This is a genomic window from Myxosarcina sp. GI1, from assembly GCF_000756305.1.
In the GTDB taxonomy this organism is placed as follows: Bacteria; Cyanobacteriota; Cyanobacteriia; order Cyanobacteriales; family Xenococcaceae; genus Myxosarcina.
On record NZ_JRFE01000014.1, the window covers coordinates 436,396 to 449,024 of the forward strand.

At 38.7% G+C, this 12,629-nt stretch carries 21 protein-coding genes and 2 pseudogenes; 7 read left to right on the plus strand and 16 right to left on the minus strand.

Features of this window, described 5'->3' with window-relative positions; genetic code table 11:
* Positions 1 to 246: 246 nt before the first annotated feature.
* Entirely contained in the window at positions 247 to 411 is a 165-nt protein-coding gene (locus KV40_RS36645) for a hypothetical protein (protein ID WP_172657248.1), read from the plus strand.
* Positions 412 to 557: 146 nt separating this feature from the next.
* Positions 558 to 1,756 (plus strand): annotated as a pseudogene (locus tag KV40_RS33275) (ISAzo13 family transposase).
* A 139-nt stretch (positions 1,757 to 1,895) separates the two neighbouring features.
* On the opposite strand, the gene KV40_RS08805 reads toward KV40_RS33275, so the two are convergent.
* From KV40_RS08805 to KV40_RS08840, 10 genes are all read right to left on the minus strand, one after another.
* A complete protein-coding gene (locus KV40_RS08805) occupies positions 1,896 to 2,318 on the minus strand; it encodes a type II toxin-antitoxin system VapC family toxin (RefSeq protein ID WP_216595566.1) in 423 nt (140 codons plus the stop codon).
* Positions 2,290 to 2,553, minus strand: a complete 264-nt coding sequence (locus KV40_RS08810; protein ID WP_036480008.1) for a hypothetical protein — start codon at positions 2,551 to 2,553, stop codon at positions 2,290 to 2,292. Before KV40_RS08810 ends, KV40_RS08805 begins: the two co-directional genes overlap by 29 nt.
* Positions 2,554 to 2,607: 54 nt before the next feature.
* Positions 2,608 to 2,781, minus strand: coding sequence for a hypothetical protein (locus KV40_RS35685; protein WP_172657256.1), 174 nt, complete (start codon positions 2,779 to 2,781; stop codon positions 2,608 to 2,610).
* Positions 2,782 to 3,055: 274 nt separating this feature from the next.
* Positions 3,056 to 3,355: an antitoxin gene (locus KV40_RS08815; protein ID WP_036480010.1), complete on the minus strand. Its 300-nt coding sequence runs from the start codon at positions 3,353 to 3,355 to the stop codon at positions 3,056 to 3,058.
* On the minus strand, positions 3,348 to 3,635 hold the full coding sequence (locus KV40_RS08820; RefSeq protein ID WP_036480012.1) for a BrnT family toxin: 288 nt from the start codon (positions 3,633 to 3,635) through the stop codon (positions 3,348 to 3,350). The genes KV40_RS08815 and KV40_RS08820 overlap by 8 nt, the downstream gene beginning before the upstream one ends.
* Before the next feature lie 79 nt (positions 3,636 to 3,714).
* Positions 3,715 to 3,876, minus strand: coding sequence for a hypothetical protein (locus KV40_RS34835; RefSeq protein ID WP_216595567.1), 162 nt, complete (start codon positions 3,874 to 3,876; stop codon positions 3,715 to 3,717).
* Between the two features lie 6 nt (positions 3,877 to 3,882).
* A complete protein-coding gene (locus tag KV40_RS08825) occupies positions 3,883 to 4,485 on the minus strand; it encodes a transposase (RefSeq protein WP_036480014.1) in 603 nt (200 codons plus the stop codon).
* A gap of 170 nt (positions 4,486 to 4,655) precedes the next feature.
* On the minus strand, positions 4,656 to 5,438 hold the full coding sequence (locus tag KV40_RS08830; RefSeq protein ID WP_036480016.1) for a hypothetical protein: 783 nt from the start codon (positions 5,436 to 5,438) through the stop codon (positions 4,656 to 4,658).
* A 60-nt stretch (positions 5,439 to 5,498) separates the two neighbouring features.
* A complete protein-coding gene (locus tag KV40_RS08835) occupies positions 5,499 to 5,996 on the minus strand; it encodes a type IV pilin protein (RefSeq protein WP_172657257.1) in 498 nt (165 codons plus the stop codon).
* Between the two features lie 108 nt (positions 5,997 to 6,104).
* The gene (locus KV40_RS08840) at positions 6,105 to 6,623 is read right to left on the minus strand and encodes a type IV pilin protein (protein WP_036480020.1); all 519 of its coding nucleotides are present in this window, start codon (positions 6,621 to 6,623) and stop codon (positions 6,105 to 6,107) included.
* A gap of 616 nt (positions 6,624 to 7,239) precedes the next feature.
* On the opposite strand from KV40_RS08840, the gene KV40_RS08845 reads away from it, so the two are divergent.
* The 3 genes and pseudogenes from KV40_RS08845 (at position 7,240) to KV40_RS37285 (ending at position 8,527) form a co-directional block, all read left to right on the plus strand.
* Positions 7,240 to 7,611 carry an endonuclease domain-containing protein gene (locus KV40_RS08845; protein WP_036480023.1) on the plus strand — a complete coding sequence of 124 codons (372 nt, stop codon included), beginning with the start codon at positions 7,240 to 7,242 and terminating at the stop codon, positions 7,609 to 7,611.
* 272 nt (positions 7,612 to 7,883) lie between these two features.
* Positions 7,884 to 8,126, plus strand: coding sequence for a DUF2281 domain-containing protein (locus KV40_RS08850; protein ID WP_036480025.1), 243 nt, complete (start codon positions 7,884 to 7,886; stop codon positions 8,124 to 8,126).
* Positions 8,123 to 8,527 (plus strand): annotated as a pseudogene (locus KV40_RS37285) (type II toxin-antitoxin system VapC family toxin). The gene KV40_RS08850 and the pseudogene KV40_RS37285 overlap by 4 nt, the downstream one beginning before the upstream one ends.
* A gap of 311 nt (positions 8,528 to 8,838) precedes the next feature.
* On the opposite strand, the gene KV40_RS08860 reads toward KV40_RS37285, so the two are convergent.
* Genes KV40_RS08860 through KV40_RS34840 form a run of 3 tightly spaced genes read right to left on the minus strand, consistent with a single transcriptional unit; the run spans position 8,839 to position 9,677 of the window.
* Positions 8,839 to 9,147: a DNA-binding protein gene (locus KV40_RS08860; protein WP_036480030.1), complete on the minus strand. Its 309-nt coding sequence runs from the start codon at positions 9,145 to 9,147 to the stop codon at positions 8,839 to 8,841.
* A gap of 2 nt (positions 9,148 to 9,149) precedes the next feature.
* The gene (locus tag KV40_RS33285) at positions 9,150 to 9,479 is read right to left on the minus strand and encodes a type II toxin-antitoxin system RelE/ParE family toxin (RefSeq protein ID WP_072013800.1); all 330 of its coding nucleotides are present in this window, start codon (positions 9,477 to 9,479) and stop codon (positions 9,150 to 9,152) included.
* 21 nt (positions 9,480 to 9,500) lie between these two features.
* Positions 9,501 to 9,677, minus strand: coding sequence for a hypothetical protein (locus KV40_RS34840; RefSeq protein ID WP_156113995.1), 177 nt, complete (start codon positions 9,675 to 9,677; stop codon positions 9,501 to 9,503).
* A gap of 126 nt (positions 9,678 to 9,803) precedes the next feature.
* On the opposite strand from KV40_RS34840, the gene KV40_RS08865 reads away from it, so the two are divergent.
* Positions 9,804 to 10,106, plus strand: coding sequence for a type II toxin-antitoxin system Phd/YefM family antitoxin (locus KV40_RS08865; protein ID WP_036480032.1), 303 nt, complete (start codon positions 9,804 to 9,806; stop codon positions 10,104 to 10,106).
* Positions 10,093 to 10,368: a Txe/YoeB family addiction module toxin gene (locus tag KV40_RS08870; RefSeq protein ID WP_172657258.1), complete on the plus strand. Its 276-nt coding sequence runs from the start codon at positions 10,093 to 10,095 to the stop codon at positions 10,366 to 10,368. Before KV40_RS08865 ends, KV40_RS08870 begins: the two co-directional genes overlap by 14 nt.
* A 99-nt stretch (positions 10,369 to 10,467) precedes the next feature.
* Here the strand turns inward: KV40_RS08870 and KV40_RS08875 are convergent, their stop codons facing one another.
* From KV40_RS08875 to KV40_RS08885, 3 genes are all read right to left on the minus strand, one after another.
* On the minus strand, positions 10,468 to 10,758 hold the full coding sequence (locus tag KV40_RS08875) for a hypothetical protein (RefSeq protein ID WP_216595568.1): 291 nt from the start codon (positions 10,756 to 10,758) through the stop codon (positions 10,468 to 10,470).
* Entirely contained in the window at positions 10,751 to 10,963 is a 213-nt protein-coding gene (locus KV40_RS08880) for a BrnT family toxin (protein WP_253274199.1), read from the minus strand. The genes KV40_RS08875 and KV40_RS08880 overlap by 8 nt, the downstream gene beginning before the upstream one ends.
* A gap of 185 nt (positions 10,964 to 11,148) precedes the next feature.
* Positions 11,149 to 12,603 carry a glycoside hydrolase family 13 protein gene (locus KV40_RS08885; protein ID WP_036480040.1) on the minus strand — a complete coding sequence of 485 codons (1,455 nt, stop codon included), beginning with the start codon at positions 12,601 to 12,603 and terminating at the stop codon, positions 11,149 to 11,151.
* Positions 12,604 to 12,629 lie beyond the last annotated feature (26 nt).

Here is a 12,629-nt window from a genome sequence, read left to right on the forward strand (position 1 = left end):
TATTAAACTAATAATTACAGCCCATTTACCCTAAAAACTCGTACTTTTAAAAGCTAATTTTTAATTTAAACGAGGCGCATTAGTTATCTTTCCCCAAATAAAGATAAAAATTAAAAAGGTAAGGAAAAGTCGGAACCTTAAGGAAAAAACTAAAAATTTCAAGTAAGATCGATGGCACAACAGCAATGGGTGAGAAAGGGTGAAACTTCACCACAATAATTTATCAACGTGGTTCAAAGTTGCTTAATGTCAGATAAAGAACGACATCATAAATTAGTCAATATGTCAGATGAAGACATAGACTATTCAGATATTCCCGAGCTTGATGAAAACTTTTTTGAAAATGCTAAGTTAGTCAAAAAAAACCAGCGACAGAAGCTATCTCGATACGAGTCGATCGCGACACTTTAGAGTAGTTTTGTAATATAGCTTCTAGCAATCCTGAAATCGGAGGCTATCAAATCTCGATCGACGGTGTGCTGAGAACCTATGGGCTTGCGAATAAATAAAATACCAGGCATTCTAAAAAATAACAAATCATAAATGGAATTTTGCCGATGGAACTGACAGAAACTGTCAAATCGACTTTCAAAGATGCTGCCGGAAAACTAGCTGGCAATCGAAAACGAGATTTCATAGCCAAGGTAACGGAAGATTATTTTGGGGGTTCAGCCAGGAGAGCAGAAACAGTTTTAGGTTGGAATAGACACAGTATCCAAAAAGGATTACAAGAAAGAAGAACAGGGATTGTCTGTGCAGATAACTATCGAGCAAGGGGATGTAAGAAGAGTGAAGAAAAGTTACCTAATTTGGAAACAGATATCCGTTCTTTAGTAGATGCTCAAGCTCAAGCTGACCCAAAGTTTCAATCCACTCTTTGTTATGCTCGTATCAGTGCCAGAGCGGTAAGAGAGGCATTGAGCCGCGAAAAGGGATATACGGAGACACAATTACCAACTCGCCAGACAATTGGCGAAATTCTGAATCGTTTAGGCTATCGTTTAAAAAAATCCAAAAAACCAAACCACTGAAAAAGATACCACAAACCGATGCCATCTTTGAAAATGTTTTCCGCGAAAATCAAATCTCGGATAAGAATTCTAAATCCTTACGTGTATCGATTGACAACAAAGCCAAAGTCAAAATTGGCAATCTATCGCGAGGTGGCAAGGCGCGGACTTTAAAGGCTAGAGAAGCAGATGACCATGACACACAATGGCAAGCTACTTTGATACCCTTTGGTATTCTCAATACTGGCAATGACCAATTATCAATTTACATGGGTCAGTCTGCTGAAACAAGCGATTTTATCGTTGATTGTTTGACAGCTTGGTGGCATGAACATCAACTCCAGAAATCGCAACTCGATGAATGGGTAATTAACCTTGATGGGGGAGCAGCAACTAGAAGTAACCGTACTCAATTCATCAAACGCATGGTCGAGTTGTCCCAGAGCATTGGTGTCAAAATTCGTCTAATTTACTATCCTCCATATCACAGCAAATACAATCAGATTGAACGATGTTGGGCAACATTAGAAAACTATTGGAATGGGACTATTTTGGACTCGGTTGAAGCCGCTCTAAAATGTGCAAGCAATATGACTTGGAAAGGAATCAAACCTATCGTGCATTTGGTGGAGAACACCTATGAAAAAGGAGTCAAAGTTTTATCTAACGAATTAAAGCACTATGAACCCTTCTGGCACAGATCTGAAACTTTACCCAAATGGGATATCACTATTATTCCCACCTAATTGGTATCTTTTTTTCTTGCATATCCCCTACGTAGCACATCAAACAACTAAGGGTAAACACTTATCACAGTAATTGTTCGATGTGGCTCAAAACTGCTTGACGATCGCAATTCATATTTTTTCGTGTCGGGCGATCGCATTAATTAGGTAAAAAAACTCTAACAAAAGGTTGAGAACGATATCTGCGATAAATATCAAAGTCACTATCGAGTGTAGCAATTGCTTCTAAATTCAAACGTTCGGAAATAGCGACTAGAGATAAATCGGCAAAATCCCCTGGCAAATCTCGATATTGCTTATTTAGCTGGGCAATTCGCGAAAAGTCAGTACTGTTTAAATAAATGCACTCGTATATTCCATTAGCTAAATCTAACAAAAACTCATTTTGCACTCGCCAATCAGCACTAAGCAACCACATAACTTCAGTAACGCACATAGGAGTAGTAGTTAATTGAGCGGTGCAGGTTTCTAAAAAGCTAGATACTTGTTGATGGTATCGATCTCCAGCACTGTAGTAAGCAATCAAAAAGCCACTATCTACTAAAATTTTGGCGTAGTACATAATCGGCGATCGCTTTTTTTCTAGTTTCTCGTTCTGATAAGTCTGGCGATGCGTTTTGCAGCAGATGCTGAGGATGACCTCCTCTCCTTTCAACAACGGTTTTTTCTGCTTGTAAAGCCAGCCAGCGATCGCGAATCAATTGTTCGATTAGTTCAGTTTTATTACTACAATTTTCCTGCGACAAAATATCTGCTAGCTGTTTTTCGGTTTCTTTGTTCAATTTAATAGTTGTCATTTGAAAGCTTAAATTATACTAACAATATCTATTCAATTTTAAATCCATCACATTTCATATTTCTATATCTGCTTTAAGCTCATCCCAACTAATTTCTGATTCATCTTGACGAGAGCGAGAAACCATCATGTCATGAAAATCTTCCCATAAATCTCCCCACTTGCTTAGATCGATTAATACAGAGATTTTTTCGCCTTCTTCATTTATTAAAAATTGAACGCCTTCCATTATTGTGACTCTCTAGATGAAATACTTTAATTAAATTGTACTTTTATTTATCGGACTATGTAGCCATCTCACAGTGGGTCGGACTTCACAGCGATCGCCCTAAAGAGGATTAATATAATTGCTTTACATCTGTTGATAAACTTGTTCCATTTCCAGAGCTGGACGCGCTAGTAGGTTGGGTTGATGCAAAAAACCCAACACTCATAAATACTAGTTATTCTCTGGCGTGGCAATAAATCTCTTAATGGAAGAAGCAGTAGATATTGCCAATGAATTAGAAGTTTCTTTGATTGGCTTCTTGTTGTCGCTCGACCAAAAGACCAGTAGCATATTTATGAAGGATACTAGAGATTAGTGTCTGATAAGGAATCCCTTCTTCAATAGCTTTTGCTTGAATAGCATCTAAATCGAAAGATGAAAGCCTCAAGGTAATTCGTTTATCTTTAGCTAGAGTAGCCTTAGCATAACTACGAAGTTGTGCCAGACGAGTTTTATCGCCAACTAATTGCCATTCTCCTCGTTCAAAAGACTCTAGTATTTCTTTTTCTTCACCATCTAAATCTAATTTATTCATGGTTATTGTCTCTTCTGAGATATTGCTTAGTTGCCTTCCGAGAGGGAATAATTGTTTTCAAAAAAAGTTCCGATTCAGTTTCAATATACGGAACAATGTAAGCGTAACCTTGAATCTGGACTACAAGCAAACGTTGGTTTGGATATTGACTTTGATTTGGATGAATATAATCATCAAGTAGATCCCCTCTATTAATTGCTGCCAAAACTGCTTCAAACGATACTCCTCGTTGAGATTTAAGCTTCTCATTTTTGGCAAGATTCCAGCGGATAACTTTCATTTCATCTATTGTATGTCTATTGTACAGACAATGACAACAGCAATATTAGAGGTTGTGCGATCGCTACCTTTTACTAATGTCATAGAGAATTATTAATATAATTGCTCCACATCTGTTGATAAGCTTGTTCCATCTCCAGAGCAAATTGTTTACCATTCCATATAAGGTAATGATTTTGTAAAGGCGATCGCCCTGATGTGATATTTTCTGCGATCGCACGAAGTGCGCTAGCGCAAGCCAATCGCATCTACCATTTTGTAGTATTGTCGAGGTGCAACTGGTCTGTTTGCCAAGCGAGGGGATTATTAATGACGTATTGGCGGATTTTATTTAATGCGGAGCGATCGCGTATGATATGCTCGTAATAATTACGTTGCCATACGGGTGTGCCTGGGGCATCGCGTAGAATATTAATTTGTTTGGTGACGGTTGATTTAAACCCCGCAATTGACGATGATAATGATTTAGGTTTCATTCGTAATGGTTCATGGTTGTGTCGAATCGAACGATCGCATGGGGATAAACGGTTATGTTGCGGCAAATTGTTACGTAGGGGCGAACCGCCGTTCGCCCCTACAGGGTTGGTGATAACGACAATTCCATGAACATGTTTGGGCATCACAACCCACGCATCCAATTTAATTTCCTGTCTAATTACGGCGGATTTTTGCCATTGTTCCGCCACAATTTCACCAAACCCATTCAAACGCATTTGTCCGTTAACGATTTTGCCAAACAAACATTGTCTTTCATAGGTGCAAATGGTGACAAAATACGCCCCAGGTTGACTATAATCATATCCTTTTAATCGGATCGAACGCCTATGGTGTTTGTTGCGATCGTATTTCATTAAATTTGATTGTCGTTTGGGTGTTGTAAATATGTTGTGGGGGCGAACCGCCGTTTTTTCGTATGGGCGTTTCGCATTGTAGGGGCGATTCGCGAATCGCCCCTACAGGGTTTGTCGGTAATTACCATGATTTTGTTAGGGCGATTAAATCACGCAACATTAATTAACTACTAGCTATTTTGAGGTGGAATGGCTTCTACTCTGCCATCGGGATAAACTTTTAACTCGCCACCAAGACTTTCAATGTTTCTTTCCGCTATTTGACGGGTAGCTGTATCTCTAGCATTTACGTATAATTGAAACCATGCACCTATCTGTGCTTGAGTAGCATCGGGTTTGTTAGCCAAAAACTCAGCCGTGCCGCTAGCAGATTTTGCAATGAATTCATTTCCTGCGATGCTTGCCCACTTCGCAGACATTTCATAAGAATTTTGAGCTTGTTCTAGATCGTCAAGGAACAATATTTCATCTACGCCTTTGTATAACCAAACGTAATAAGCGTCGGGAGTATCAGGTGATAAATGTTTTAAGCCTTTTTCCATCAATGCTACAGTGCGTTCTGGATAACCTGCAAACATGGATGAAGCGGGAGAAATTATTAAATAGGCACGAGAAAAAAAAGGATCGCGATCGACAATTACTTCCAAAAAATTTGGGCTTAATGAGTAACCAGTTTGATTTCTAGCTTTTTCGTCACCAAAATATTGCAGAAATCTTAACATTGTCCAGTCTGCAATCAGATTATCAAAGCCAAATGACGGCATTTTTTTTAAGAAAGATAGTTTTAAACCTTCCGCTTTTTCTTGCCGAACATAGCTTTCTTCGTCTAAAGTATCTTCAGTTATTTGCTTAACTTGTATAGACTGTAATTTAATTATCCAAAATATACAAAAGGCTCCTAAACTAAATGAAATAGCTAGATTTATTAAATTTGATTTAAATTGTTTAATCATTAGCTTTTGACGAGTGATATAGTCAGACTAGAAATAAGTAATTGTATTTAATAAAATTGTTTAATTTATTTGAGTAGTACCAGTAGTGCAAGTAGGAACACCACTTGTAACCGATGCTGGAATAGGAGCGATTGCACCATCAATACTATTTTGTTCGCAGACAACTCCCATATAAGAACCAGATGACGTTTGACCGACAGCAGAAGAATAATCTCTAAGGTCATTTTCAAAAGTACCTATAACTTTTGCTGTATGTACCGCACCTTCCGAATCAGGAGTTCCGCTATCAGCATAAATGTAATATTTACCCGTTACTTTCATGGGTAAATTAGGCATGGTAGTAAAAGTTCCATGTTCAAAACGATAACCTTGCTGCACTCTATTGATAGTGCCAAGAGTAATTTTGGCTTCTGTTTGCCTACTTTTTTCTACTTGTCTAAACAAAGTTGGTAAAGTGGTAGTAGATAAAATACCAATAATAATTACTACTACTAGCAACTCAATTAATGTAAAACCTTGATTTTTTTTTTGTCTAATATCGTATAAAATTTTTAACACCAGCACATATTTTATCATCGGTCGATATAAAAAAGACTTATTTAAAAAAAAAGAGCATTTTAATTGAATAAAATGCTCTTTTCAAGCTATATGAAAATTATTAAACCGTTATAGCTCGCTGGAGCCAGTACCACAAGTAGGTGCGGTAGTGGCAGTACCTGCTGTTACTGAAATAGCACCAGTAGAACCGTTAACTGCATCAGATTCGCAGATAATTGTTACAACTGTACCATTACTTTGTTGATTGACTGCGGCAGTATAATCTAAAATGTCATTTTCATAAGTAGCAACAGCAGTAGCTGTTTGAGATGCTTGTACCGCATCTGGCGTACCATCATCAGCATAATTGTAGTTATCACCTGATACTGTGATTGGTAAATTAGCTAGAGTTTGGAATGTACCAGTCTCTAGACGTTCAGCCTGTTGAGTGCGGTTGATCGCGCCAAGGTTATTTTTTGCTTCAGCTTGTCTACCTTTAGCAACTTGTCCCAAGAGGTTAGGTAGAGCGACGGCAGCTAGTACACCGATGATGATTACAACGACTAATAGTTCGATTAAAGTAAAACCTTTGTTAGCTTTTTTGTTACGTAGATTTTGTAAAAGTTTTGCAGTAAAAACGCTATTCATGATATCCTTCCTAAAAATAAAAATAGTGTGAATTTTTTGTGTTTGTGTTTGTTAGTTTGTTTGGGGTTTCTTTGTTTCCCTAGTTAGAAATTACCCATTTTTTCAAAATACATATCACTACAAAAAAAAATTTCTGCCGCGTTGAGTTGGTGCATGGTTGCAAAGATGCCCATTAAATCTTTGCCCCCCCTAAATCCCCCGATTTCGGGGGACTTTGAGTTAATCGGTTAGATTGGTAAGCAAACTAAAGACTCAAGTGAACTTCCCCCTAGATTTGACGAGCGAACTCGGCGAGGTTTCCTCGCCTTAAGCACGCGCGAGTTAGGGGGCAAGGGGGGCGAAACCCATGAAGTGCGAAGGGATACAGCCCCCTAAATCCCCCAAGTTTGGGGGACTTTTGGTTAGTCGCTTAGATTGGTAAGCAAACAGAAGACTTTAAAGAACTTCCCCCTAGATTTTGGGGGCAAGGGGGGCAAAATCCATAAGATGCGAAGGAATACAGCCCCCTAAATCCCCCAAGTTTGGGGGACTTTTGGTTAATCGCTTAGATTGGAAAGTAAACTGAAGACTTCAGAGGACTTCCCCCCAGAATTGGGGGGCAAGGGGGTAAAACAAAGTGAAACATAACCAAAGAATTCGCGGTACAAGTACAGAAATAGAACAAACCGCCAAAAAATTAAGAAACAACCTAACACCAGCAGAAGCTCGTTTGTGGGCAGTATTAAAAAATAAACAGCTTGAAGGGTTGCGTTTTCGCCGTCAGCATCCCGTAGGAGATTTTATTTTAGATTTTTATTGTCCTGCTTGTAAATTGGTCGTAGAAGTTGATGGAGAAATACACGATCGCCAGAAAGAATATGACGCTGCTAGGACTGCTAAGTTAGCAGAATATGGCTATAAAGTATTGAGATTTAGCAATCAACGAGTAATAAACGATCTACCGCAAGTTTTGGCAGAAATAAGACGTGTTGCTCTTTCAATTTCTTAGCAGACAATTGAATAGTTGATATAGCCCCCCTAACCCCCAATTCTGGGGGAAATAAATTAAGCGATCGCGCTATTGTTACTGCAACAGATTTAAAGTAACGCGATTACGCTCGACGTAGCCTTCGGATCGCATAAATATTGATGAGTTACGATAGATTGCTACATCCCCTTTACAGCAACAGAGATCACTACAAACAACTCTCAGATTAATTAATAGTAGCGCGATCGCGCCTCGTTAGACTGAGGTTAAAATGGAGGAAAATCATCAAAGCAATGAATACCGAACAAGATTTACTAGAAAAATGGCGCGAACTACCTTTAGATAAACAGCAAGAGGTTTTACAATTTGTTGAATCTCTCAACGAACAGAAGCAATCCAAACAAACCGAATTAGGACAACGCTTACGCCAGATTAGAAACAAGATAATAGCCTCTGGTGTACCTTTACTAAATCGAGAGGAAATAGAAAAAGAACTTGTCAGCCGTCGAGGTAGCTTACAAAACATCGATAAATGACTATAACTTTTATAGATTCAGGGGTGCTAATTACCGCATCACGAGGAGTAGAAAATTTATCAGAGCGAGCCATAACAATTTTGGCTTCTGTCAATAGAGAGTTTGCTTCAAGTGAATTTATCAAGCTGGAGGTACTTCCCAAAGCTATTTATTATCGTCAAACTGATGAAGCCGAATTTTACCAAGCATTTTTTAATGCCGTTATTCATTAGGCTAATAATACAGACCAAATTATACAAGATGGATATAACATTGCCAGTAAATATGGTTTGGCTGCGATAGATGCTCTACATATAGCTGCTGCTATATCAGTTGGTGCAGAAGAGTTTATTACTACGGAAAAACCTACCAAACCAATGTATAGAGTAACTGAGATTGAAGTAGTATCTCTTTTTGATTAACAGAATTAACGTATCGGGAGATCGCGCTATTGTTACTGCAACAGATTTAGAGTAAGGCGATCGCTCTGTATAATATGAAATACTTAAATGTTTGCTACAAAAGGATAACTTGTGGGACTGGGTATTAATGATTGGTGACTGGGCAGAAAAAAGTTCCTAATCGCTAATCCCCGATTCCTAAACAGATTTAGAGTAGCGCGATCGCATCAATATTGGTGGTTAAGACGGATTGCCACATTCACTCTACAGCAACAGCGATCGCCGTCTAACCCATACTACCATATTGCTTTCTTTCATAGTTGCATTACTTACTACTTGCCAACCAAAGGTTTGAAATCAATTGTCATTCCCACTGCTTGAAGCACAGAAGTTAGTGTTTCTAAAGTCGGATTTCCTTCTTCACCTAGCATCCGATATAAATGCTGACGCGAAATCTTAGCCTCATTTGCCACTGTTTGCATTGCTCCTTTGGCATCTACTACATTTTTTAAAGCCAATAAGAAAGCCGATTTATGCCCATCGGCTAGAGTTTCATCAAATGCTACTTTTAAATACTGTGCTGCATATTCAGGATCGGCTAATCGCTGAAGTAAATCAGATTGATAATCTTTAGTTGGCATAATCAAATTTCTCCTTGTTCTTGCTGATACGCTTTCCAGAGGCGACGTGCTGTTTTAATATCTTTCTTTTGTGTTTTCTTAGAGCCACCGACGAGTAGAAGCACTATCTGATTCTTAAAAAATCCAAAATAGACCCGATAACCTGCCCCAAACTGAAACCGAAGCTCAAAAATTCCTCCTTCCAGACTTTTTTTGTCTCCGAAATTTCCCAGACGTACTCGATCTAGTCTGACATCAATCCGAGCCTGTAGAGTCGAATCGAGTTTATCGAACCATTCATCGAAAGGACAAGCTCCATCTGCTGTGACATACTTTCTAAATATACCGATGATGCGATCGCAATTTGTCCAAAACTAAAGAGCAGTTTCTTCTTGAATTTCGCGAATAATATTTGACACTTCCTCTTCCGACTCAATATGCCTTGCCAGAACTTGGGCAGTTGAATCTATTAAATGTTCGGAGAATAATTTTGATAAATCTTGTCGCAAACCTTTCCCGATGTAAAATTTCTGTGAGTGTAATCGCGCCATTGTTACCTCAACAGATCTAGAGTGACGCGATCGCTCTATATAATTATGGTTACTGCTCTATATTTATACCTTTATCTGGTTAAATTTTTTATGTTACATTAAATCTGTACAGGTTTATGTCAGGATATGATACCAACAACAGATTCAATTGCCTATACCAATGCCAGGAATGGACTAGCATCTTTATTAGATCGAGTCAGCAAAAATTCAGAAATTGTTATCATTAATCGTCGAAATAAGCCAGATGTAGCTTTGATTAGCAAAGAAGAGTTGGATAGTTTACTAGAGACAGTTTATCTATTACGCTCTCCTGCTAATGCCAAAGACCTTTTTAAAGCCATAGATGAATCTAGGCAAATGGATGATTCGATAGTCGAACCTCAGTCTGTAGAAGACTTATGCGAGGATTTGGATATTGTCCGAAGCTAAAGCATGGTGTCCTATTTTTACGCCTACTTTTCGAGAACATCTGCTTTGGTGGGCAAAGAAAGACAAAAGCAAGATCGACAAAATTTTAGATTTGGTAGAGGTGACTTGCGAGCAACCATTTAAAGGAATTGGTAAGCCAGAACCTTTAAAATACATAGATTCTAATATTTGGTCGCGACGTATAAACCTCGAACATCGTTTAGTCTATCGCATCAAAGATAATCGTATTTACTTTTTACAATGCCGCTACCATTACGATTAAGCTCTAGAAATAGTCTATTATCACTAACAAATATATCAGGCGATCGCGTCTTTGTTACCATAATAGATTTAGCGCAACGCGATCGCAATTTATCTAAAACTAAAGAGCAGTCTCTTCTTGAATTTCACGAATAATATTTGACACTTCTTCTTCCGATTGAATATGCCTTGCCAAAACTTGGGCAGTTGAATCTAATAAGCGATCGGAAAATAATTTTGATAAATCTTGTCGCAAACCTTTCCCGATGTAAAATTTAAGCAAAGCTTCTAATGACATATCCCGACAATTCGCTACTTTTTGAACAGACTTTAGTGTATCTGTGGGAATTGAAATAGATACTGTTTCTGTCGATCGAGACTTTAATTTTAAACTAAGTTTTTCTTTAGGCATTTTCATATAATTTTCTTTCAGCACGAGTAGCAGGACGATCAGAAATAATACGGTTTCGTCGATCGCGTTCTACAAAGACAACCAACAATAAACGATAATAAGAAGAATATCTAATGATAAATTCTCGTTTTTCCTTATTAAAGGAAGCATCACCAGTTTGATAGAAAGGAGCGAAAAAGACTTCTGAGGCTTTTTCAAACGCCACATCGTGTTTTTCTCGATTACTTTGCGCTTTGTTAGCGTCCCATTCAAACTCAATGCCCTGTAGATGATAGACAACATCTATATTTAGAGTTTAGCCGTTCGCTAAATCTGATGGGCAAAAAAGCTATTTATCAAATTCTACTAGGCTCTGATGAATATTTGCCCACCTTACAGCCTACATCCCAATCAAGAAACCATCACGCTATTGCGAGCGGGTAAGGTTATCTCCAATTCCTGCATCTCCTCGGCAGAATGCCAGGTCATACGTCCCTTGCCGTAAATAACTGAATCTGGTTGAGAAGCCAATTCGCTAACAGGAAAGCGAACGGTAGCGGAATTGTCATCGATGTTGATTGCTACTATGACTATTTCTGAGTCTAAAATTCGAGCGAAAGCATAAATCGATTCATTGGCATACAGCACCTTGTAAGTACCAGTCCGCAAACAAGCATACTTGTGGCGTAAGGCAATTAGTTCTTTGTGATACTCTAAAGTTTCCACATCCCACTGTTGCGGTTCGGGAAAAACCCTCCGCGAATCTGGATCTTTACCGCCAGGCAAACCTACTTCATCTCCATAAAAAATACTAGGCGCACCTGGAAAGGTAAATAGCATTACCGTAGCTAAATGCATACTAGACTTGTCTTCGCCTACAGCAGTTAAAAGTCTGGAAGTATCGTGACTATCTAAGAGATTAAGTTGAGTTAGCTGGATTTCCCAATCGTGTCTTTGTAACAAATGTTCGATTTTAGAGGCATATTCTGCTGCCGATAATGGGGGATAGGGAGTAAGATTTTCTTGTGCGTATTCGCGCACGTAGCGATCGCCTGCGGTAAAGGCAATCGTCGGTTCGGTAAATCTGTAGTTCATTACGCCATCAAACTGTTTGCCATCCAGCCAAGGAGTAGCATCTTCCCAAATCTCTCCCACAATATAGGCTTCGGGATTAATATCTTTGACGCGATCGCGAAATTCCGACCAAAAACCAGGTGTTGTTACTTCATTAGGTACGTCTAATCTCCAGCCATCAATACCTTTTTGTAGCCAATATTCGGCTACCTGCATGATATATTCTTTGACTTGTGGATTGTCGTGATTGAACTCTGGTAAAGCACGATTGTCAACCCAACTAGCATAGTTGGCAGGCTTATCGCCATCATAAGCCGATAGTGGCCATTTATGAATTTTAAACCAGTCCAACCAGGGAGAATGAGGACCGTTTTCTAAAATGTCGTTAAAAAAGAAAAAGCCCCGACTGGCATGATTGAAAACTCCGTCTAAAACGACTTTAATATTTTTTTGGTGAGCGGCTTCCAGTAATGCCTCAAAAGCCACGTTTCCACCCAATAGAGGATCTATCTGATAATAATCATGCGTATGATAGCGATGATTGGAAGCAGACTGAAAAATTGGCGTAAAGTAAATAGCATTAATGCCTAAGTCTACAAGATAATCTAATTTGTCAATAACTCCCCACAAATTACCACCTTTGTAACCCTGTAAAGTTGGTGTAGCATCCCAGCCTTCTAAAGTAGAAGCAATCCATTGACCTTTAATAGTAGATTTACCTCTGGCAAAGCGATCGGGAAAAATTTGATAGAAAACAGCGTTTTTAACCCAATCTGGTGTTTTAATACTCATGGTTATTAATGGAAGATCGATACTCG